This window comes from Ideonella lacteola (genome assembly GCF_038066555.1).
Classification (GTDB): domain Bacteria; phylum Pseudomonadota; class Gammaproteobacteria; order Burkholderiales; family Burkholderiaceae_C; genus Ideonella; species Ideonella lacteola.
Genome location: NZ_JBBUTG010000031.1, coordinates 40,425 through 61,164, shown reverse-complemented (window position 1 = coordinate 61,164; position 20,740 = coordinate 40,425). Strand labels below are relative to the sequence as shown.

Here is a 20,740-nt window from a genome sequence, read left to right as displayed (position 1 = left end):
GGGATGCAGGGCAAGGCGCCCGACGCCGCCCAGGCTGGTGCCTGGGCAAGTTGGGCAACGCCGCCATGCGCCCTGGACGGCCCGTTCCCGAAGGGTTGCCACCAGAACCAGCCGCCCGCGGCATTGCAAAGCCTCGCCGGGGCCGCACCCCGGCTTCGTTTTACGCCTTGCGCTCGACCGGTTCTGGTGGCAACGCATCGGGGCTCCGTCGTGTGAACACGCCCTAGACATCCGCGCCCTTCGTTGCCACGCGTTGTTGTCGCGCGGGGGCGGGCGGCCGTCCGCCAACCCGCCGCCAGAATCGATGGAAGAACACACCCGCGCTTCATGTACTCGGCATGAACCCATGCGAGATGCGGCACCGACAGCCCACTGACAGTGGCGCCGGTTAGCATCGAGACGACAAGGCTTCAAGCGGAGGGTGCATGCACCATGACGTGGTGGTGGTCGGTGGCGGCGCGGGCGGGCTCGAGTTGGCTGCACGGCTCGGGCGCAAGCTGGGCCGGCGCGAGGGGCCGCGGCGGGTGCTGCTGGTGGACCGATCGGTGTTCCACATCTGGAAGCCGACGCTGCATGAGGTGGCCGCCGGCACGCTCGATTCCCACCAGGAGGGCCTGAGCTACACCGTGCTGGCCCGCCGCAATCACTTCGGCTTCACGCTCGGCGAACTGCGCGGCCTGGACACCACGAACCGCACGCTGAAGCTGGGCGCGATGCACGATGAGCAGGGCAAGCTGCTCGTGCCTGAACGCACACTCACCTATCGCTGGCTGGTGCTGGCCATCGGCAGCGGCTCCAACTTCTTTGGCACGCCGGGCGCCGAGCATGCCTATGTGCTGGAGCAGGCGGCCGACGCCGAGCGCTTTCGTCGGCACCTGCAGGCGGCCTTCACGCGCAGCGCCTTCGCGGCGGACAAGCGCCTGGGCGTGGTGATCGTGGGCGGTGGCGCCACCGGCGTGGAGCTGTCGGCCGAGTTGATCGAAGCCCACCAGGAAACACTGGCCAGCCTGGACACCGAAAACGCCTTCCGGCTCGACCTGACCATCGTGGAAGCAGCACCGCGCATCCTGGCCGGCCTGCCTGAACGCATCTCGGCCCAGGCGAAAACAGCGCTGGAGCGCAAGCAGGTGCGGGTGCTGACGGGCACGCGGGTGGAGGCGCTGCAGCCGGATCGGCTGGTCACCAGCCAGGGCGACATCCCGGCCGATCTCATTGTGTGGGCCGCCGGCATCAAGGCCGCCGAAGCCAACGCCGGCTTCGGATTGACCACCACGAAGGCCAACCAGTTCGTCGTCAACGACAAGCTCGAGACCTCGGCCGCCGGGGTCTATGCGCTGGGTGATTGCGCCGCCTGCCCCTGGGGCGAGGGCCGCTTGGTGCCGGCGCGTGCGCAGGCCGCCCACCAGCAGGCCAGCTTTCTGTACGGAACGCTCAGCCAACTGCTGCGCGAGCGAGCACCTGGGGGCCAGTTCCGCTACAAGGACTTCGGCTCGCTGGTGTCGTTGGGCGAGAACAAGGGCATCGGCAACCTGATGGGCGGGCTGGGCGGACGCAACTTCTTCGTCGAAGGCCTGATCGCGAAGTGGATGTACATGTCACTGCACCTGATGCATCACCGCGCCATCCTCGGCGTGGGCGGCACCTTCGTGCTGGCGCTGGCCCGGCTGCTGCAGCGGCGCGTCTCGGGCCGGCTGAAACTGCACTGAAGGCCCCGGGGTCGCCGGCCGACAGCGGCCAGGCGGCCTCAGGAGCCACACGGGCACCGTCCGGCGTCTCGTGCCCGCGCGGGTCGAGCTATGGGCCAGCTATGGGCCAGCTGGGGGCGGCCTGGCCCAGGGCGCCGCTCCCGGAGCGCGGGCCCTAGAATCCGAGCCCTTGCCAGTCCCGCCCGGACGCCCTGCGGGGCGCTCATTCCTCACGACGTGCCCCAAGACCTTTCCACCCGCCTCGGCCGCCTTCGGGCATGGCTCAGCATGCATCTGGTGGACCACGGGTTCATCCGCGCGATCTACAACAACTTCCACGACCTGGGCGGCGGCATGTACCGCTTGTCGCAGCCCAGCCCGGCGCAAATCCGCGCCTACCAGCAACGCTTCGGCATCAAGACCATCATCAACCTGCGCGGCCACCACGGGTATGGCTCGTATGCGATGGAGGCCGAGGCCTGCCGCGAGCTGGGGATCCGGCTGGTCGACCACAAGTTGTACTCCCGGCAGGCGCCGAACCTGACATCGCTCGAAGCCACCCAGGCGCTGTTCGAATCGATCGAGTACCCCGCGCTGATCCACTGCAAATCGGGCGCCGATCGGGCGGGCTTGGGCAGTGCGCTGTACAGGCACTTCCGCATGGGCGTGCCCATCGCGGAGGCCCGGCGCGAGCTGAACTGGCGCTTCGGCCACTTCCGCATGGGCAAGACCGCGGTGCTCGACTATTTCTTCGAGCGATACCTGGCCGACAACGCGAAGGAGCCGATCGGCTTCATGGAATGGGCTCGGACCCGCTACAACAAGAAGGCGCTGCACGAAGACTTCCGCCAGTTGCGCAAGGAAAACGGTCTGGGCGACTGGATCCTGGACAAGGTGCTGCACCGTGAGTGACAGCTGGAAGCTGTACCGCCGCCTGCTCGGCTACATCCGCCCCTATCGCCACGTGGTGGCCATCTCGCTGCTGGCGATGACGGTCGCCGCACTGCTGGAGCCGGCGCTTCCGGCGCTGCTCAAGCCGCTGATCAACCACGGGTTTTCAGGCGACAACCGCGAGCCCGCCTGGCGCCTGCCGCTGCTGCTCATGGGTGCCTTCATGGCCAAGGGCGTGGCCGAGTACTGCGCCAACCTGGCCAGCCAGTGGATCGCACAACGGGCGATCACTGACCTGCGCCAGCAAGTGTTCCACCACCAGACCGGGCTGCCGCTGTCGGTGCACCAGGCGCAAACGCATGGGCGCATGCTGTCACGCGTGCTGTACGACATTCCGCAGGTGGGCCAGGCGCTGTCGAACGCCTGGATCATCGTCGTGCGCGACACGATGATCATCATCGGCCTGACCGCCTTCCTGCTCTACACCGCCTGGCAATTGACGCTGTTGATCGTGGTGGTGGCGCCGCTGGTGGCGGTGATCATCCGCAGTGCCAGCCGCAAGCTGCGGGGCTCGAACCGACAGGTGCAGCAACTGGTGGGTCAGGTGACCGGGCTGGTCGAATCGGCCCTCACCGGCGTCAAGGAAATCAAGATCTTCGGCGCGCGCGATTACGAAGCCGGCCGCTTCAATGCGTTGTCCGAGCGGCTGCGCAAGGCCACCATGAAGACCGTCCGCGTGCAGGCGGCCAACGTGCCGCTGGTGCAGGTGCTGGCGGCGATGGCGGTTTCCGCGGTCATCTTCATGGCCACCACGCTGACGCAGACCAACCCACTGACGCCCGGCGACTTCGGCGCCTTCGTCGCGGCGATGGCGATGCTGTTCGAGCCCATCCGGCGTTTGTCGAACGTGAACGGCACGATCCAGAACGGCCTGGCCGCGGCACAGGGCATCTTCGAACTGCTGGACACGCCGGTAGAACCCGACCACGCGGCCAGCACGGCCAGCACGGCTTCATGGGTGGCGGCCGACAGCCAAGCGAAGCCCCTGGTGTTCCGGCAGGTGGGCTTCACCTACCCCGGCCAGGCGCGGCCGGCCCTGGTCGATTTCGATCTCGTGTTGACGCCGGGCCAAACGGTGGCACTGGTCGGCGCCTCGGGCAGCGGCAAGTCCACCGTCACCAACCTGCTCGCGCGCTTCTACCTGCCCGAAAGTGGTCACATCCTTTACGGCGACACGCCGATCGATGCACTGCCGCTGCCCGAGTGGCGCGCGCGGCTGGCACTGGTGGGCCAGCAGGTGGTGCTGTTCGACGACACCCTGGCGGCCAACATCGCCTACGGCCGGCCCGACGTACCGCGCGAGGCGATCGAGCGCGCCGCCCGGGCCGCCCACGCCTGGGAATTCATCGAACGCGCGCCGCAAGGCCTGGACACGCCCTGCGGCGAAAACGGGCTCAACCTGTCGGGTGGCCAGCGGCAGCGCATCGCGATCGCCCGGGCGTTCCTGAAGGATGCGCCGCTGCTGATCCTGGACGAGGCCACCTCGGCGCTCGACAACGAGAGCGAACGCCAGGTGCAGCAGGCGCTGCCGGAGCTGATGGCCGGTCGCACCACGCTCATCATCGCCCACCGCATGTCGACGATCGAGCATGCCGATCTGATCGTGGTGATGGACCAGGGCCGCATCGTCGAGCGGGGTCGCCATGCCGACTTGCTGGCGCGGGGCGGGCACTACAGCCGGCTGCACCAGGCCCAGTTCAGCGCACCGGGCGCCAGCGCGGCGTAGCCCGCTGCAGACCTTGGGCCTGCGGCAGTCGCCCTGCGGTCGAAAACGCCATCGGTCGATCGTCGTGCGGGTATGCGGAGAATAGGTGCCGATTCCCGGCCCACCGCCGCTCCACCGAAAGGATTCCCATGACCACCGGCACCGTCCGCCTGCACCGTGTCCTGCGCTGCCCGCCCGAGCGGGTGTACCGCGCCTTCCTGACGCCCGCCGCCATGGCCAAATGGCTGCCACCCTACGGCTTCACCTGCACGGTGGACCATATCGACGCGCGGGTGGGCGGCACGCATCGCGCGTCCTTCACCCATTTCGGCAGCGGCAACAGCCACTCGTTCGGCGGCGACTACCTCGATCTCGTGCCCAACGAACGCATCGTCTACACCAGCCGCTTCGACGACCCGAACCTGCCGGGAGACATGCGCACCACCGTCACCCTCACCCCGGTGATCTGCGGCGTCGACGTACAGATCGTGCAAGAAGGCATCCCGGCCGTGATTCCGCCGGAGATGTGTTACCTCGGCTGGCAGGAGTCGCTGGAACAGCTGGCCAAGCTGGTCGAGCCGGAGATTCCGGGCTGACGCCGGGAACACCGGTCATTGACGAATGCGCGCATGGAGCTGCGTCAGCCATGTGCCGTTGACGGATTGAGCCCCGCCCGGAGCGCATCGCGAATGGGCGCCGATCAGCGCCCCTTTGCCGCTCGCCAGTGCAGCGTTTGATGCAGGGTGGAACTCAAGAAAACCGATGGATTGGGTCGTCTGGCGAGGTGCAAACCACAGCGATGCCCCGGTGGCATCGCGAGGATTTGCAACGACGCCAGGCGGCCAAAGGCACGGTTTGATGTTCCGAATCGCATCAAACACTGCACTATGTCCGCTACTTCACCGGCACCAGCGTCGCACCCACCGTGCGGCCCGACTGGCCATCGACTACATCGGCGGCGATGTGGCCGTTGTCGGCGATCCGACGGGCAGCCTTCACCGTGTAACGCGGGTCGGCGTTGGTCAGAAGCAGGTTGAGGTCATAGACCGCATTGCCGTCGTATACCCATCCATGGTTCGTCTTGGGGCCATAAGCCTGGCCCACCACCCACCCCAGGTTGTTGATGTCACTTGCCGAGCTGGATTGGGCGCCAGAGATCATGGGCAGCCGGGTGTTGACGCCATCTTGGTGGATGAAGGCGTGAGACCCACCCGCGCCAAAGGAGTTGCCGACGATCAGGCCTGCATCATTGATGCCGGTCGCCGTCGAATTGAGGTCGCCCTCCAACACGCCGAGGTCGCGCATCCTGCCGTTACGGTAAACGTAGGCGTGCGTGAAGCTATCGGACCGTTCCGAATCGCCCACCACGTGCCCCTTGCGGTTGATGGCGGCGGCACCGCTGGCGGCGCCGCCCAGCGTGCCCAGGGTCTTCAGAACCCCACTCTGCCAAAGAAAGGCCACATAGTGTTCTCCGTCCCCAACGGTGCATGCGCCGGCCACTTGGCCCTTGTCATTCAGGGCCGAGGCAGAACTGCCCAGCGTGCAGCCGATACCGCCACTGGTGTCAACGATGCCCAGATCGATCGTCTGTGTCCCGTTGAAGAGCATCGCATGGAGCACGGTTCCATCGCCTGTCGCGGATGAGCCGGCTACGTGACCCAGGTTGTTCACTGCCGCCGCCCGCGCTGACGCCGCTCCTTGGTCACTGGGCAATGACGGCACCGGGGCACACGCCTGGCGCTGGCAGCGCTGATCCGACGGCTGGTTGGACAGGCTGCTGACACTCCACCCATGATTGGCCACGTCGGTGACGGCCGACGTGCCGTCGAGCAAGACGAGCTTGTATTTCGGAGCAGCCGCGGAAGCCGCTCCGGCCAACGACAGACAAACGACGGCACTCGCGATGGCAGAGCGCGCTATGGATATCGACATGGATGAGGATCTTGGTTGGTTGGGTGGGTGAATGGCCTGAGCCCGCCCGTGCGGCGTCGCCTGCGCGTCACCGACGGCCATGGGCCTGGCGATACTAGCCAATGGAGGCCCGCCTCCCGGCTTCGGTCTTGAGGGCCCACCCACAAAACAGATGAGGCGCATGCGCTGACGGCATCTGCCAGCGCCATCCAACCGGCCGAGACAGAGCAGCGGCACGATGCAACCCCGGCCGAGCCTGCCCGGCTGAGTTAGCGCAGCCGCCACCGCTTGCGGAGGCCGGGGCCAGCAGGGGGGCGGGCCCTCGCCACCCCCTTTTTGGCAGGCTGGAATGGCGGCCCGAACCGGCGACCCGAAGGGGCTCACGGCCCCATCGGATCAAGCCATCTTGAACGGCAGCTCGCGGAGTGCCTTGCCCGTCAACTTGGCGATCGCATTGGCGAAGGCCGGTGCCAGGGGCGGCAGGCCAGGTTCGCCCATGCCGGTGGGGGCGTCGGCGCTGGGCACGGTGTAGACGGCGATCTTGGGCATGTCGGTGATGCGCGGCACGGCGAAGTCGCCGAAGTTGCGCTGTTCGACCTGACCGTCTTTCAAGGTGATCGCAGCGCCGGGCAGGCACATCGACAAACCCATCAGCGCCGCGCCCTGCACCTGGGCCTCGACCGTGCGCGGATTGACGACGAAGTTGCAGTGCACGCCGGCCGTGACCTGGTGCAGCACGGGCTTGCCCTTTTGCACAGACGCCTCGACGACATAGGCCACCACCGTGTTGAACGACTCGTGGACCGCCACGCCCCAGGCGCGCCCGGCCGGCAGCTTCTTCTTGCCATAGCCGCTCTTGTCGACGGCCAGTTGCAGCGCCGCGCGGTGACGCGGATGCTCGCCCATCAGCTTCATCCGGTAGGCCACCGGATCCTGCCGTGTCTGGCGCGCGATGTCGTCGATCAGCGTCTCCATCACGTAGGCGGTGTGGGTCGAGCCCACGCTGCGCCACCACAGCACCGGCACGTTCTGTTTCGGGTGGTGGACCGTCAAGCGCATGGGCACGTCGTAGGGCTCTTTCATACCCTCGACGGCGGTGGTGTCGATGCCGTCCTTGACCATCATCGGCTCGAAGGGCGAGCCGGCCAGGATGGACTGCCCGACGATCACGTGGTCCCACGCGAGCACGCGGCCCTCGGCGTCGAAGCCGATGCGGGCGCTGTGCAGGTGCATCGGCCGGTAGTAGCCCCCCTGGATGTCGTCTTCGCGGCTCCACAGCGTGCGAATCGGCGCCGCGATGCCCGCGGCCTGCGCCGCCTTGACGACCTGGCAGGCCTCGACGACGTAGTCGCTCGTCGGGATGGCGCGCCGGCCGAAGCCGCCACCGGCCATCTGCACGTGCACCTGCACGTTCTGCGGCGGCACCCCCAGCACCTGGGCCGCCGCCATGCCGTCCAGGCCCGGCATCTGCGAGCCCATCCACAGCTCGGCCTGGCCGCCCTTGAGCTGCACGGTGCAGTTCAGCGGCTCCATCGGCGCATGGGCGAGGTAGGGGAACACGAACTCTGCCTCGATGCGCTTGGGCGCATCTTTCAGCGAGGAGACATCGGCGTCGTACTTCTTCGGCCCCGGCTGGCCCACCAGTGCGCGGTAGGCCGCCAGTTGCTGGGTGCTGTCGACCCGCTCGACTCCGGACAGGTCCCACTCGACCTTCAGCGCCTCACGCCCTTGCTTGGCCGGCCAGTAGCCTTCGGCGATCACCGCCACGCCTTCGCCACCCCGGTCCACCGGCACGCGCAGCACCGCCTTGACGCCCGGCACCGCCTTGGCCGCCTGATCGTCCACCGATTTCAGACGGGCTCCGAAAACGGGAGGGCGCGCGACCACCGCGGTCAACATGCCCGGCAGACGCATGTCGATGCCGTAGCTCTGGCGGCCGCTGCTCTTGGCCGGCGCGTCGATGCGGGTGGTGGGTTGCCCGATCAGACGGAAGTCCTTCGGGTCCTTCAACTTGACCGTCTCGGGCACCGGCAGCTTCATGGCCTCGTCCGCCAGCTCGCCGTAGCCCAGGCGCTTGCCGCCCGGGCCGAGCACGGCGCCATCGCGGGTGCTCAGTGACGCGGCGTCCACCTGCCACCGTGCGGCAGCGGCCGACACGAGCATCGCCCGCGCCCGCGCGCCCAGCTCTCGGTATTGCATGTAGCTGTGAGCGATCGAGCCCGAACCGCCCGTGAGGTGCATGCCGAACAGCGGGTCGACATAGGACGGATCGTTCGTGCCGTGCACGCTGCGAACTTTCGACCAGTCGGCATCCAGCTCCTCGGCGAGGATCATCGGCAGCGCGGTCTGCACGCCTTGCCCGAAATCCAGCCGGTTGATCGTGACCGTCACCGTGCCATCGGCCGCGATGTGCACGAACGCCCCCGGTTGCTGGAACGGTTTCAGGCCGGCCGTAGCGGGTGCGGCACCTTGTGCGCCGGCGAGGGCGGGAAAGGCACCGATCGCGAACCCGCCGGCCACCGACAGCTTCAGGAAGCTGCGGCGGGCGAGGCCGGCACCGCCTGCCGGCGCCGTGTCACGCGCGAGCATCGCCCGCAAGACCTTCGGCAGTTCGGCAGCCAGTTCGGGCGTCAGGGCTTTGTCGTAGAGCATCGTCGTCTCCCCTTGTTCAGGCCAGGGCCTTGGCCGCATCGCTCACCGCGGCGCGGATCCGGGCGTAGGTGCCACACCGGCAAATGTTGCCGGCCATCGCGGCGTCGATCTCGGCCTCGGTCGGGCGTTTGCCCTTGGGCAGAGACTTCAGGAACGCGGTGGCGGTCATGATCTGGCCGCTCTGGCAGTAGCCGCACTGCGCCACGTCGTGCTTCACCCACGCGGCGTGCACCGCTTGGCCGACCTTGTCGTGCCCGTCGGTCACCGACTCGATGGTGGTGACCTTCTGGCCGGCGGCGGCCGAAACCGGCGTCACACATGAGCGAATCGCCTGGCCATTGAGGTGAACCGTGCAAGCGCCGCACAGCGCGGCGCCGCAGCCGAATTTCGTGCCGGTCATGCCCAGCGTGTCGCGCAGCGCCCAGAGGATGGGCGTGCCGGGGTCGACATCCAACTGCTGATCGCGGCCATTGACGTTCAAGGTGGTCGTCATGCGAAGTCCTCCTGTAAGCCGGCGAGTGTCGATCGGGCGCCGGGGTGGCTGTTAGCCTGAAGCTGCGAGTTCATTGCCTGATCGTCCGGAGGACGCGAGCAGCCGGCAATCAGGCGGCGTAGCATTGGCCGGCCACCACCTCGACGCCGCCATGCTGCAAAGAGTTCATCCCCCCGTTCCCGATGCCGACGACGATCGCGTCGAGGCCGCGCGGCGTTCGCTGGCGGCCGCGATCCAGCAGCGAGCCCCGGAGGGGCAGCTGTTCCGCCTGCCCGATCTGCCCAACCTCGCCATGTTCCGCAGCGGCACCTCGGCCGGGCCGGTGTGCGGCATCTACGAGACCGGCGTGGCGCTGATCGTGCAAGGCAGCAAGCGGGTGCTGCTGGGCAACGACAGCTTCGTCTACGGCCCCGACCATTTCCTGATCGCCTCGCTGAACCTGCCGGCGGTGGCGCAGATTCTCGAAGCAACGCCCGAGCGCCCCTATCTGTCGGTGATGTTGCGGTTGGATGCGCACGAGATTGCGCAGTTGATGATGGACGGCCATGTGCCGCCGCCCCGTCCGCAGGCGGCCGAGCGTGCCATGGGCACCGGCCGGGTCACCCCCGCCTTGCTCGGCGCCTTCCAGCGGCTGGTGGCTCTGCTGGACGAACCCACGTCCATCCCCGCCCTGGCCCCCCTGATACAGCGAGAGATCGTCTATCGCCTGCTGATGAGCGAGCAGGGCGACAAGCTGCGCCAGATCGGCTCGGCAGGCAGCCAGAGCCACCAGATCGGCCGGGCGATCGACTGGCTGAAGACCCATTTCGCTGAACCCCTGCGGGTGGAAGCCCTGGCCGAGATGGTGCGGATGAGCCCATCCACCTTCCACCACCACTTCCGCGCGTTGACGGCGATGAGCCCGCTGCAGTACCAGAAGTGGCTGCGGTTGACGGAGGCGCGCCGGCTGATGCTGGCCGATCGGATCGACGCCTCGACGGCGGCCTTCCGGGTGGGCTACGAAAGCCCGTCGCAGTTCAGCCGCGAGTACAGCCGGCAGTTCGGTGCGCCCCCGATGCGCGACATCGCCGGCCTGCGCGGCCAGCCGCAGGCGGCAGACTCCGCCGCGTGACACCGCCCCGGTGCATCTGCTGATGCTGCCGATGTGCGCCGTCTCCGCGGCGGCGAGGGTGGCGCGTCGGCCCGTACCATCCGTCCCGGGCCGCCGAACGCACGTCGCGTGACGGCAGGCCCCAGGAGACAACGATGAGGGACGAGGGAGTCGAAGAGCGCGCGAAACGCTGGCAGCGCATCGCCGCGCTGATGGTGGTCTTGTTGGGCTTGTTGTTCGCGATGAGCTGGTGGGCCCGTAGCCGTTCAGGCCCGGCCGCGTTGTCGGACGACGAGCTCCGGGCGGTGGTGGCGGACATCGACGCCGCACTCAAGACGTCGCCGCAGAAGTGGTCGTCGTTGACGCCCCGCGAGGCGACACCCGAGCGGCTGGCCCGGCTCTATGGCGGCCTGCAGTTCCGGCAACTCAGCGTGCCGCATCGGGAGGCCGGGCTGATGTGGGCCGGGCAAGGGGACCTGCTCCGTTTCGATTCACCCTCGGACATCGTCCGTCAGATGGACCGCTGGTTCAGCCAGGCTCCCTCGGCGGGCACGGGCGCCGACCCTGCCGCCGCGCAGAACGGTTCCCGCTACCTGGCTCGGATGCGGGGGCCGTTCCACCACTGGCAGGACACGCCCATCGCGTTCGCCGCATTGTGGAACTGCATGCCGCGGCGAGTCTGGGTGCATCCGGATCGCTCGCCGTTTGATGCGGAAGTCGATCGCGGCACGGGTCTCTATGGCCTGGCTTCGCCGGGGTCGGAGGAACTGGATTTCGGCTTCTGCATCCGTGAACGCAACGGCTGGGTCACCAGCGCGTTCGACACGCCGCAGGCGCGGGCGGCGGCCGAAGCCGATGCGCGCACGCTGCGGGCGCGGGCCGAGCCGCTGGTGGGACAGCGCCTGGCCGCTCACCTGAAGCGGCGTGGCTGTGCGGGCACCGGCCCGGACGACTGCGTACTCGCCGCCGCGTTGTGGGCCAGCGTGAGCCCGGGCGACCGTCAACTGCCTGAGGCCCTGCGCCGCATCCACGCCGAAGTCTGGCCGGCGACAACGCTCTGGGGCCCCAACGACGGTGAAGCCCCGCGCCAGGCGCGTCTCACCGAAGCGTTGCGCCTGGCCGCGCTGACCCGGGCGACCTTGATCTCGATCGGTGGCGCGCCAGACCTGTGGAGCGCGGACGCCGTCACATCGGCGCTGAAGCAGTTGGCGCGGCTGCAGCCGGTGCTCGACGCGGTCGCCAACGACCGGCAGCGCGACTGGGTGATCTCGGAATTGCGCGACGACCGCGGGTTGGCGAACCCCTGGCCGGCGCTGCAGTCGCTGGCGGCCCACCCTGCCGGCGCCGCCAGCCTGGGTGCTCAACTGGCCACGATGCCCGACACGCCAGGCTGTGAACCCACGCAGCGCTGGCTCAAGCGCACGCCCCCTGCGTTGTCGGCCAGCATCGCGATCTCCCATTGGACGTCGCAGGCCACAGGCAACCCGGGCAAGATCGGCACGGCGCGGAGCCGATCGGGCGTGGGATGCATCGAGCCCGATTGGTCATGGCTCGCCCGAGCCTCCGAGGCCGAAGCCGCCGCATTTCGCCTCGCCCTGAAACCCTTGATCGAGAAAGTCACGGAGGGCTTGCACGAGCACCTGCTCGACGGATTGACCCTCGGCGGCGCCGCGTGTTTCGGCCCCGAGGCCACCGGCACCCCTGCGGATGTGAAGGCGCTGTGCCGCCAGTGGGTCAGCGAGCCGCAGCAGGTCACCGAGCCCTTGCCGGGCAGCGGGCGCCGCGTGCCGCCCGCAGACGTATTCGCTGCGCTCAACCTGCCGGCCTGGCCCGAGGCGGCAGCCAGTGCCAGCGAGAAGGAGGTCAACGATGCCTTGCGTGCCCGGATGAGCCACCTGGCCGCGCTGCTGGGCCAACTCGGCGCCCCGGCCGACAGCAGTGCGCGCCTGGTGCAGACACTCGAGCAACTGCATCGCCAGATCGACAGTGCCGCGGCCTGGCGCAGCCGTGACGGGCAACAGCATGTGATCGCACTGGGACTGTGGGGCAACGCCCCACCCGACACCGCACCACCCACCTCGTCCGCCTGGCCTTACACCGAAGATCGGCTGTTGCTCTGGCTCTCTGCCGGCAGGCTGCAGGTCGTTGGCATTCCGTTGCGCTTCGCCTACCAGTACGACAGCGGCAGCGTCGAACGCATCACCGACATCGACCACGACGGAAGACCCGAGCTGTGGCTGACGGGCACCTTCGGCGAGTGCGACGGCGAGGATCTGAAGCCCGGGGAGGACTGCGCCATCAGCACCACGCACATGGGCGAGATCTGGGCAGACACCTTGAGCTTCTTCGCCTGGACGCCCCCGGGCGCGGGCGCGGCGACCTCATCCGCCCGGCCCTGAGGGCCCATCTGCCGAACAGGTGGGCCGGCGCAACCCCGGCGCTGCGGGCGCTTTCAGACCCCCGGGTGCAGCGGCCGCGGCGGCATCAGCAGCCCCCCCTCTTCCCCCGGAATCACCGGGAAGGCTTGCGTGGACCACCGCTGCGCGGCTTGCTCGATAAAGCTGCGATCGGTGGCCACGAAGTTCCACCAGATGAGGCGTGGGCCCAGCGGGGCGCCGCCGATCACGACCACCCGCGCCGGCAGCGCCGCGCGCACGGTGGCGCCCTCGGCCCCCGCCACCAGCGCCATCTCGCCAGCCGCCAGCACCTCGCCGTCCAGCTCCACGCACTCGGTGGGGCTGTAAAGCGCCATCTCATCGGCCAGCCGAGGCAGGTGCCAAGGGGTGCCCGCCGGCAGCTCAATGTCAAGGTAGAGCGTGGGCGAGGCGGTGCGCACCGGCGAGCTCAGGCCCAAGGCTTCACCCACCAACACGCGCACCGACGCTCCTTCATGGACGCATTCGGGAATGTTCGCCGCCGGCACATGCTGAAAGCTGGGCTCGCTCTGCTCGGCCTCGGCCGGCAAGGCGACCCACAGCTGCAGCCCGTGCAGGCGCCGCGGCTGCCCGCGCTGCCCCGGCGGCGTGCGCTCGCTGTGCACGATGCCATGGCCCGCCGTCATCCAGTTCACCGCACCGGGCTGAATCTCTTGCACCGTGCCCAGACTGTCCCGGTGCATGAAGCCCCCCTCGAACAGATAGGTGACGGTGGCCAGGCCAATGTGCGGGTGCGGGCCCACGTCGGTGTCCGCCTCGGCGGCGAGGGTCACCGGTCCGAAGTGGTCGAAGAAGACAAAGGGCCCCACCGAGCGACGTGCCGCCACCGGCAGCGCCCGCCGCACCTGCAGACCGCCGGCCAGATCGGTGACCCGGGGTGACCATCGCACCATCGCGCGCTCCTTTGTGGGGGACCACGGCCGGCAGCGACGCCAGCCACAACGCGCGATGGTACGCGGCCCGCGTCAGGCCACGTGCAGCAGGCCGCGCTGGATGCGCCCCCCCACGCGCTCGATGCGACGCCAGCCGCTGTTGTCGTTCAGGGTGATCCAGCGGCGCTCTTCCGATCGGTAGAACCAGTCCTTGTCCTGCTGGTAGTAGACCTGTGCACCCTGCGCTTCCCAGATGTTGGCGATTTCGTTGCTGTGGGCGCGCACCTCGTCGAAGTCGGTCGTGGCCTTCTGTCCCATCTCGCTGTAGCAGGCGTTGAGCTTCACCAGCAGCGCGTTCACGTCCGCCGGCATGCGCTCGGCCTGCAGGCCGATCTTCACAGCCTCGTCCAGCAGGATCGGGTAGCCGTGCGACGGGTACTTGCCATTCAGCGCACCCGCGATCGATTCGGCCTTGGCTGCATCGGCGATGTGGTATGCGAGCAGCTCGCGGCACAGCATCAGCGACAGCGACTCGGCCCGATCGACCGCGCCGATCACCAGCGGATGCACGTACTGGAACAGCGCCTTGTAGGCGTTCTCGGGCACGGCTTCGCCCTGGGCCTGCTGCTCGCGCCACAAGCGGATCACCCGCTGCAGCTCGTTCAGGCTGACGCTGACGCGATCGTTGTCCCGATCCAGCGGCGACAGCGCATGGTTCAGCGACGTGTCGACGGCGGTGAGATACGCGGTCGGCCCCATCAGAATGCGATCGGCGCCGATGGCCACCATCGTGGCGGCCGACGCACACTCCAGCGGCACCAGCGCCACCAGGCACCGGCAATGCTGCCGCAGCAAGTTCACCAAGCGCAAAGACACCTGGCCGCTGCCCCCGTCCGACTTCAGGAACAGGTAGATGGTCTCGTGCTCACCCAGCCGCGACAGCACGTGGTAGAGCGCCACCACGTCGCTGTGACAGACCGAGCCGCGCGCGCCGTTCCAGTAAGCCACCACGGGGCCACCGAGCCGCTGCGACAGCTGGCCGATCAAGCCTTGGGTCTTGCTGAACAGCACCGGCGGCTGCTTCACCTTCACTTCGACGGCCGGCAGTTGTTCGTTCTTCATCGTTGTTCTCCCTCCTGGTGGTGTTCCATCCGGTGACGGGTTCCGGCGCCGCCCTATCGTTGCGGCCGATTTCCACCACCCCGCGCTCGTGGGCGCGATGGCGGTTCAGTGCCTTCTCATGGCGGTTGTGCTCCAACGCGGTTCACTGCTGGCCGGGCGTGTCCGCTGCACGACGCACGGCATGCCGGCGGCGCACATGCCGGCCGCCGTGCGCTGGTGGGCGCGAAGCGACGGCCGTTGTGTCAAAACACACCCGCCATGAGAAGGCGGCAAAAAACAAGAAGGCCCGGATCCTGGTGGGGATCCGGGCCTCGACAGATGCGAGAGGCGCGATGCGGTCGGTCAGTCGACCGTCGAGCCCGGATGAGTGGCAAGCAGCATGTCTGCTCGCGCTGCGTCGCCTGCCAAGGCATGTGCCCCGCGGCTCAGCGCTGCCTCTGCCGCGGCTGTGGCGGGCAGAGGGTTCAGCAGTGCTGGCGCAATGAGGAGGTTCACGGCAGACATGGGTGGCAATTCGATGAAGACGGCACTGTAAAGAGTCTTCACCAGATCGTCAAGGCGATGCGACAATGCCGCATTGATCTCGTCGCCTGACCGCCACATCTTGAGCGAAGCCAACCTCACGCTGACCCGCCGACAGAACGCGCTGCAACTGTTCCAGCAATTCGCCGAAGCGCGCATGCGCGCCGGTGAACCGCCCAAGGGCATGGAGCAGGCCTTTGCGCAGGCCTTGCAAGTCAGCCCCAGCATGTGGAGCCAGATCAAGAGCAGCCGCCCCATCGGTGACAAGCTCGCGCGGCAGATCGAGGCCGCCTGCAGCCAACCCCATGGCTGGCTGGACGTGGCACATGAAGTCGTCGGCCTGTCTCCTGCCGAAGAGCAGTTCCTCGATCTGGCGTTGAAAGCCTGGCGCGGCAGCAATGCCACCGGGCGAAAGCAGCTCAAGCTGCTGCTGAAACAAGCGCTGTCGTAATGCAGTGTTTGATGCTGGGCGGAACTGAAGAAATCCGATAGATTGGGTCGTCTGGCGAGGCGCAAACCACAGCGATGCCCGGTGGCATCGCCAGGATTTGCAACGACGCCAGGCGGCCAAAGGCACGGTTTGATGTTCCGCACAGCGTCGAACACTGCACTGGCCTCGGGCATCGGGCCCTGGTGCAGCCGAGCCACGGGGCGTAGCATCGGCGCACCGGCACGCCACCGGCTGGGGATCCACAAGCGCCATGGCCCAGGAAGACGACGAATACGTGCAGGCGCGCGAGCGCATGCTGGCCGAGGTCACCGCCTTGGTGATCTTCAACTGCGGGCGCTTGGGCAAGGCGGCGCTCAGCCGTCGCGTGATGAGCGTGATGCGTGAAGTCCCTCGGCATGTCTTCGTGCCGCTGGACATGCGGCCCTACGCCTACGCCGATTCGCCCCTGCCCATCGGCTGCGGCAAGACGATCTCACAACCCTTCATCGTCGCGGTGATGACCGATCTGCTCGACCCGCAGCCAGACGATAAGTTGCTCGACATCGGCACCGGCCTCGGCTATCAGACGGCCGTGCTCTCCCGCCTGGCGGGCCAGGTGTGCAGCGTGGAGTTGATCGAGGCCCTGTCGGTCGGTGCGCGACAGCGGCTGCATCAGGCAGGCTGCCGCAACGTCGCGCTGCATGTGGGCAACGGGCACCATGGCTGGCCCGAAGAAGCACCGTTCGACAAGATCATCGTCAGTGCGGCTCCCGAGACGGTGCCCCCTGCCCTCGTCGAACAACTGGCGCCGGGCGGCCGCCTGGTGCTGCCGGCCGGCCCGCCAGAACAGCAACAACTGCTCGTGATCGACAAGGGCCCCGACGGCTCGCTGCACGAGCGCGAGGTATTTGCGGTGCGCTTTTCTTCGCTCGAGAACACGGCTCCGCGCTGAACCCTGCGGCGGGCAGGGGCTCCAGGCCACTTCGGCATGGAAAGCTGGCATCGTGCAGCCTCGTGCCTCCACTGGAGGTGGGATGCCCCGGCCCTGCGGCTGCGGTACCGTCGCCGGCCATGTGCGGTTCGCGTGGCAGCCGCCCGTCTGCCGCCACACTGGTGTGGTCGGTTGCCCACCGTCGGCACATCAGCGACCGTCACCGACCGTCGACAGGGCCGATGACTCCGAGACTGTTGTGATGAACCCACCGACGCTGCCGCCCCCCTCGCCGCCACCACGCGTGTCTTCCGACTTGGCGCCGCCGGCGCTGCGCCGCATCGCCGATCTGCCTGGCCCTCGGGGCGTGCCGTTGCTGGGCAACCTGTGGCAAATCGACCGTGACCGCCTGCACCAGCAGGCCGAGGCCTGGGCCCACCGGTATGGCGAGGTCTACCAGATGCGGCTGGGCGCGCGGCGCTTTCTCGTGCTGTCGAACCCAGAGGCGATCGCCGCGTTGCTGCGCGATCGGCCCGACGGTTTCAAGCGCACCGACCGGCTGAGCGCCACCGCGCGCGAGCTGGGGTTCCACGGCCTGTTCAGCGCCAACGGTGACCACTGGCGCCGACAGCGGCCGATGGTGCTCGCAGGCTTGGACCCCACCCACATCAAGAGCTTCTTCCCGACGCTGGTGACCGTGACGCGGCGCTTCGCCCGCCGGTGGCGGCGCGCCGTCGAGCAAGGCGAGTCCATCGACCTGCAGGCCGACTTGATGCGCTACACGGTCGATGTCACCGCCGGCCTCGCCTTCGGCGTCGACATCAACACCATCGAGTCGGATGACGAGGTGATCCAGCAGCACCTGGACAAGGTGCTGCCCGCCCTGCACCGCCGAGTGATGGCGCCGGTGCGGTACTGGGACTGGTTCAAGCTGCCCGCCGACCGCCAACTGGATCGCCATCTCGCCGCCTTGCATGAGGCGGTACACGGCTTCATCAACGCGGCGCAGGCCCGGCTGGACGCCGACCCGGGCCTGCGCGAGCAACCGCGCAACCTGATCGAAGCGATGCTGGCCGCGCGCGGGCGCGATGGCCAGTCGGTGACCGACGAGGATGTGTCCGGCAACGTGCTGACGATGCTGCTCGCTGGCGAAGACACGACCGCCAATACCTTGGCGTGGATGATCTGGCAACTGCACCAGCATCCCGACGCGGCACTGCAGGCGGCCGCTGAAGCGCGGGCCGTGTGCGGCGACGAAGGCCTGGTGACGCAGCCAGAGCAGCTGTCTCGTCTGGACTACGTCGAAGCCTGCGCCCACGAGACGATGCGCCTTCGGCCGGTGGCGCCAGTCATCATCCAGCAAGCCGTGCGTGACACGGTGGTGGCCGGCATCGAAGTGCCTGCCGAGGCGCTGGTGATGTGCCTGATGCGCCCGGGCGCCACCAGCGACACCCACTTTCCTGAGGCCGAGCGCTTCCGCCCCGAACGCTGGTTGTCGCCGGGTGCGGCCAACGTGGCGGCCAGCTCGGCCAAGCGGGTGGCCATGCCCTTCGGCGCGGGCCCGCGCATCTGCCCGGGCCGCTACCTGGCGTTGGCAGAGATGAAGATGGCGATGTCGATGTTGCTGTCGTCGTTCCGCATCGAGTCGGTCCAGACGCCGGACGGCACCGACGTGCGCGAACGCCTCGCGCTCACGATGTCGCCGGTGGGCCTTCGCATGCGGCTGCGCACCGCCGGCACGTTCACCGTCTGAGGCACCACGCTTCGTTCACCGTCGAAGCATTTGCGCCGCGCGCCGGCCGACACTGGCTTTTCTCTTTGGCCGGTGCCTCACATGACCCTGACCTGTTTCATCCGCTACCAGATCGACCCCTTCCAGCGCGACGCTTTCGAGCGCTATGCCCAGACCTGGGCCCGCGTGATCCCGCGCTGCGGTGGCCACCTCGTGGGCTACTTCATGCCGCACGAGGGCACGCTGGATGAAGCCTGGGGCCTGATCGCCTTCCCCAGCCTGGCCGCCTACGAAGCCTACCGGCAGCGCCTTCGCCTGGACCCGGAAGGCCGCGCCAATTTCGAGCTCGCGCAGAAGCAGCGCTTCATCCTGCGCGAATGGCGCACCTTCACCCGCGTGGTGGACGACACCTTCGAACGGCCCGCCCTGCAGGAGGCCAGCGCATGATCACCGTCATCTTCGAGGTCACGCCGCGGGCCGGGCAGGCAGCACGCTATTTCGACATCGCCGCTGCGCTCGCCACCGAGCTGCCCAAGATCGACGGTTTCATCTCGGTGGAACGGTTCGAGAGCATCAGCCGGCCGGGGCACTACCTGTCGCTGTCGACCTGGCGCGACGAGGACGCGGTGCGGACCTGGCGGCAGCACGAGGGCCATCAGGCGGGCCAGCGCGAAGGGCGCGCTTCGGTGTTCGCCCACTACCGGATCCGCGTCGCCCAGGTGCTGCGCGACTACAGTCTGGAGGAACGTGAACAGGCTCCCAAGGCCTGTTCACCCCTGATCTGACCGGCCCCGACCCGACCCACCGCCCCGCGCCGCCTCGCATGCCAGCCCCTCATGAACCCCGCGTCGTGCGTGTGGCGGCGATGATCGCCGATGCCACCCGCGCCCGCATGCTGAGCTACCTGCTGGGCGGCGAGTTGGCCAGCGCGAGCGAATTGGCCCGGTGCGCCACGGTGAGCGCCGCGACGGCGAGTGCTCACCTGGCCAAGCTGCTCGACGCGGGCCTGGTGGTGTGCACGCCTCGGGGGCGCCACCGCTACTACGCGCTGGCCGATGCCGAGGTGGCCCACGCGCTGGAAGCGCTCGCGCTCGTGGCAGAGCGTGGCTGCCACACCAGCGCCTGGGCGCCACCTGCCCGCGCACGGCTGCGCGAAGCCCGCAGCTGTTACGGCCACCTGGCAGGGCGCGCCGGGGTCGCGCTGCTCACGCACCTTCAGGCGCAGCAATGGCTGGAGCTCGAAAGCGGTGCGGGTGGGCCGCAGTTCCGCCTGTCGGACACCGGTCGGCAAGGGCTGTCTGACTGGGGCCTGGACGGCACGGCATGGCAGGCGAAGCTGGCCACGTCCGGCCCCAAACGCCAGGCCTACCCGTGCCTGGATTGGTCCGAGCGGCGCGACCACTTGGCCGGGCCGCTGGCGTCGACCCTGCTGAGCCACTTTCTCGAGCGCCACTGGCTGTACCGTGCGCCCAGCGACCGAGCGCTGAGTCTCACCCCGGCGGGCCGCTGCGCGCTCGGCTGGTGGCCCGTATGACGGCTCGGGGTGACACCCCGCCGCCCCGGGCGAATGACGGTGTCGCCCTACAAGGCAAGCCGCTCGCGTCCGATGCCCCGGGGTTCCACGCCTGGCGATGATGCCCTCCATGGCCACTCGCCCCCGAAAGGAACCGTCATGTTGAAAGCCTCCATGCTCGCTCTTGCGATGCTGTCGCCGACGATCGCCATGCTCCCGCAACCCGCCCACGCCGAAGTCGACATCGACCTCGTGTTGCGCGTGCCGCCGCCAGCGCCCCGCTACGAGGCCGTCCCGCCCCCCCGGCCCGGCTTCGTCTGGACGCCAGGCTATTGGGCCTGGCGAGGCAACACCCATGTCTGGGTGGGCGGAACGTGGACGGCCGCGCGGCCGGGCTATGCCTACGTGGCGCCTCGTTGGGTCGAGCGCAACGGCCAGTGGTATTTCACCCGCGGTGCATGGGCACGGCACGACGCCGATCACGACGGCATCCGCAACCGCCGCGATGCCGACCGTGACGGCGATGGCGTGCCCAACTGGGTAGACCGCCACCCCAACACCACGGGGCGTTGACTCCCAGTCTCAAAGACATGTGGGCCCCGGTCACCTGCCAAGGGACCGGGGCCTTTTCACGAGTAGGGTCTGTCGGCGTAGCCCCGGGTCGGGGCGGCAAAAGGCGAGCTGACGCTCGCCTGC

General features: G+C 68.4%; 19 protein-coding genes. 13 read left to right on the top strand and 6 right to left on the bottom strand.

What is annotated here, in order from left to right:
- Positions 1-425 precede the first annotated feature (425 nt).
- The 4 genes from AACH06_RS27695 (at position 426) to AACH06_RS27680 (ending at position 4,937) form a co-directional block, all read left to right on the top strand.
- Complete coding sequence (locus tag AACH06_RS27695; protein WP_341429045.1) at positions 426-1,706, top strand: NAD(P)/FAD-dependent oxidoreductase; 1,281 nt, start codon at positions 426-428, stop codon at positions 1,704-1,706.
- A gap of 267 nt (positions 1,707-1,973) precedes the next feature.
- Positions 1,974-2,597 (top strand): tyrosine-protein phosphatase, encoded by a 624-nt coding sequence (locus AACH06_RS27690; RefSeq protein WP_341429044.1) that lies wholly within the window; start codon positions 1,974-1,976, stop codon positions 2,595-2,597.
- Positions 2,590-4,362, top strand: coding sequence for a lipid A export permease/ATP-binding protein MsbA (gene msbA, locus AACH06_RS27685; protein WP_341429043.1), 1,773 nt, complete (start codon positions 2,590-2,592; stop codon positions 4,360-4,362). Before AACH06_RS27690 ends, msbA begins: the two co-directional genes overlap by 8 nt.
- A gap of 128 nt (positions 4,363-4,490) precedes the next feature.
- The gene (locus AACH06_RS27680) at positions 4,491-4,937 is read left to right on the top strand and encodes an SRPBCC family protein (protein WP_341429042.1); all 447 of its coding nucleotides are present in this window, start codon (positions 4,491-4,493) and stop codon (positions 4,935-4,937) included.
- A 298-nt stretch (positions 4,938-5,235) separates the two neighbouring features.
- Here the strand turns inward: AACH06_RS27680 and AACH06_RS27675 are convergent, their stop codons facing one another.
- The 3 genes from AACH06_RS27675 to AACH06_RS27665 form a co-directional block, all read right to left on the bottom strand.
- A complete protein-coding gene (locus tag AACH06_RS27675) occupies positions 5,236-5,961 on the bottom strand; it encodes a DUF3466 family protein (RefSeq protein WP_341429041.1) in 726 nt (241 codons plus the stop codon).
- 687 nt (positions 5,962-6,648) lie between these two features.
- Positions 6,649-8,904, bottom strand: a complete 2,256-nt coding sequence (locus AACH06_RS27670; protein WP_341429040.1) for a xanthine dehydrogenase family protein molybdopterin-binding subunit — start codon at positions 8,902-8,904, stop codon at positions 6,649-6,651.
- 16 nt (positions 8,905-8,920) lie between these two features.
- Complete coding sequence (locus AACH06_RS27665; protein WP_341429039.1) at positions 8,921-9,397, bottom strand: (2Fe-2S)-binding protein; 477 nt, start codon at positions 9,395-9,397, stop codon at positions 8,921-8,923.
- A 151-nt stretch (positions 9,398-9,548) separates the two neighbouring features.
- Between AACH06_RS27665 and AACH06_RS27660 the strand changes: the two genes are divergently transcribed.
- Together AACH06_RS27660 and AACH06_RS27655 are read left to right on the top strand one after the other, a co-directional pair.
- Positions 9,549-10,508, top strand: coding sequence for an AraC family transcriptional regulator (locus AACH06_RS27660; protein ID WP_341429038.1), 960 nt, complete (start codon positions 9,549-9,551; stop codon positions 10,506-10,508).
- Between the two features lie 134 nt (positions 10,509-10,642).
- Entirely contained in the window at positions 10,643-12,886 is a 2,244-nt protein-coding gene (locus tag AACH06_RS27655; RefSeq protein ID WP_341429037.1) for a hypothetical protein, read from the top strand.
- A gap of 53 nt (positions 12,887-12,939) precedes the next feature.
- On the opposite strand, the gene AACH06_RS27650 is transcribed toward AACH06_RS27655, so the two are convergent.
- The 3 genes from AACH06_RS27650 to AACH06_RS27640 all read right to left on the bottom strand — a co-directional run bounded on the left by AACH06_RS27650 (position 12,940) and on the right by AACH06_RS27640 (position 15,534).
- Complete coding sequence (locus AACH06_RS27650) at positions 12,940-13,815, bottom strand: pirin family protein (protein WP_341429036.1); 876 nt, start codon at positions 13,813-13,815, stop codon at positions 12,940-12,942.
- A gap of 72 nt (positions 13,816-13,887) precedes the next feature.
- Positions 13,888-14,916: a hypothetical protein gene (locus AACH06_RS27645; RefSeq protein WP_341429035.1), complete on the bottom strand. Its 1,029-nt coding sequence runs from the start codon at positions 14,914-14,916 to the stop codon at positions 13,888-13,890.
- Between the two features lie 342 nt (positions 14,917-15,258).
- Positions 15,259-15,534 carry a hypothetical protein gene (locus AACH06_RS27640; RefSeq protein WP_341429034.1) on the bottom strand — a complete coding sequence of 92 codons (276 nt, stop codon included), beginning with the start codon at positions 15,532-15,534 and terminating at the stop codon, positions 15,259-15,261.
- On the opposite strand from AACH06_RS27640, the gene AACH06_RS27635 reads away from it, so the two are divergent.
- The 7 genes from AACH06_RS27635 to AACH06_RS27605 all read left to right on the top strand — a co-directional run bounded on the left by AACH06_RS27635 (position 15,521) and on the right by AACH06_RS27605 (position 20,617).
- Positions 15,521-15,889, top strand: coding sequence for a hypothetical protein (locus AACH06_RS27635; protein WP_341429033.1), 369 nt, complete (start codon positions 15,521-15,523; stop codon positions 15,887-15,889). The genes AACH06_RS27640 and AACH06_RS27635 overlap by 14 nt on opposite strands.
- Before the next feature lie 250 nt (positions 15,890-16,139).
- Positions 16,140-16,820, top strand: a complete 681-nt coding sequence (locus tag AACH06_RS27630; RefSeq protein WP_341429032.1) for a protein-L-isoaspartate(D-aspartate) O-methyltransferase — start codon at positions 16,140-16,142, stop codon at positions 16,818-16,820.
- A gap of 241 nt (positions 16,821-17,061) precedes the next feature.
- Positions 17,062-18,552 carry a cytochrome P450 gene (locus AACH06_RS27625; RefSeq protein WP_341429031.1) on the top strand — a complete coding sequence of 497 codons (1,491 nt, stop codon included), beginning with the start codon at positions 17,062-17,064 and terminating at the stop codon, positions 18,550-18,552.
- A gap of 81 nt (positions 18,553-18,633) precedes the next feature.
- Positions 18,634-18,978, top strand: a complete 345-nt coding sequence (locus tag AACH06_RS27620) for an NIPSNAP family protein (RefSeq protein ID WP_341429030.1) — start codon at positions 18,634-18,636, stop codon at positions 18,976-18,978.
- Positions 18,975-19,316: an antibiotic biosynthesis monooxygenase family protein gene (locus AACH06_RS27615; protein WP_341429029.1), complete on the top strand. Its 342-nt coding sequence runs from the start codon at positions 18,975-18,977 to the stop codon at positions 19,314-19,316. Before AACH06_RS27620 ends, AACH06_RS27615 begins: the two co-directional genes overlap by 4 nt.
- 38 nt (positions 19,317-19,354) lie before the next feature.
- Positions 19,355-20,065, top strand: a complete 711-nt coding sequence (locus tag AACH06_RS27610; RefSeq protein WP_341429028.1) for an ArsR/SmtB family transcription factor — start codon at positions 19,355-19,357, stop codon at positions 20,063-20,065.
- Positions 20,066-20,203: 138 nt separating this feature from the next.
- Complete coding sequence (locus AACH06_RS27605; protein WP_341429027.1) at positions 20,204-20,617, top strand: hypothetical protein; 414 nt, start codon at positions 20,204-20,206, stop codon at positions 20,615-20,617.
- Positions 20,618-20,740 lie beyond the last annotated feature (123 nt).

What these genes read in the sequence shown, in the direction of transcription:
- AACH06_RS27695 (WP_341429045.1), top strand. Translation starts at nt 426, where the DNA reads ATGCACCATGACGTGGTGGTGGTCGGTGGCGGCGCGGGCGGGCTCGAG.
- AACH06_RS27605 (WP_341429027.1), top strand. Translation starts at nt 20,204, where the DNA reads ATGTTGAAAGCCTCCATGCTCGCTCTTGCGATGCTGTCGCCGACGATC.
- AACH06_RS27660 (WP_341429038.1), top strand. Translation starts at nt 9,549, where the DNA reads ATGCTGCAAAGAGTTCATCCCCCCGTTCCCGATGCCGACGACGATCGC.
- AACH06_RS27625 (WP_341429031.1), top strand. Translation starts at nt 17,062, where the DNA reads ATGAACCCACCGACGCTGCCGCCCCCCTCGCCGCCACCACGCGTGTCT.
- AACH06_RS27610 (WP_341429028.1), top strand. Translation starts at nt 19,355, where the DNA reads ATGCCAGCCCCTCATGAACCCCGCGTCGTGCGTGTGGCGGCGATGATC.
- AACH06_RS27650 (WP_341429036.1), bottom strand. Translation starts at nt 13,815, where the DNA reads ATGGTGCGATGGTCACCCCGGGTCACCGATCTGGCCGGCGGTCTGCAG.
- AACH06_RS27680 (WP_341429042.1), top strand. Translation starts at nt 4,491, where the DNA reads ATGACCACCGGCACCGTCCGCCTGCACCGTGTCCTGCGCTGCCCGCCC.
- AACH06_RS27645 (WP_341429035.1), bottom strand. Translation starts at nt 14,916, where the DNA reads ATGAAGAACGAACAACTGCCGGCCGTCGAAGTGAAGGTGAAGCAGCCG.
- AACH06_RS27690 (WP_341429044.1), top strand. Translation starts at nt 1,974, where the DNA reads ATGCATCTGGTGGACCACGGGTTCATCCGCGCGATCTACAACAACTTC.
- AACH06_RS27665 (WP_341429039.1), bottom strand. Translation starts at nt 9,397, where the DNA reads ATGACGACCACCTTGAACGTCAATGGCCGCGATCAGCAGTTGGATGTC.
- AACH06_RS27655 (WP_341429037.1), top strand. Translation starts at nt 10,643, where the DNA reads ATGAGGGACGAGGGAGTCGAAGAGCGCGCGAAACGCTGGCAGCGCATC.
- AACH06_RS27615 (WP_341429029.1), top strand. Translation starts at nt 18,975, where the DNA reads ATGATCACCGTCATCTTCGAGGTCACGCCGCGGGCCGGGCAGGCAGCA.
- AACH06_RS27630 (WP_341429032.1), top strand. Translation starts at nt 16,140, where the DNA reads ATGGCCCAGGAAGACGACGAATACGTGCAGGCGCGCGAGCGCATGCTG.
- AACH06_RS27620 (WP_341429030.1), top strand. Translation starts at nt 18,634, where the DNA reads ATGACCCTGACCTGTTTCATCCGCTACCAGATCGACCCCTTCCAGCGC.
- AACH06_RS27670 (WP_341429040.1), bottom strand. Translation starts at nt 8,904, where the DNA reads ATGCTCTACGACAAAGCCCTGACGCCCGAACTGGCTGCCGAACTGCCG.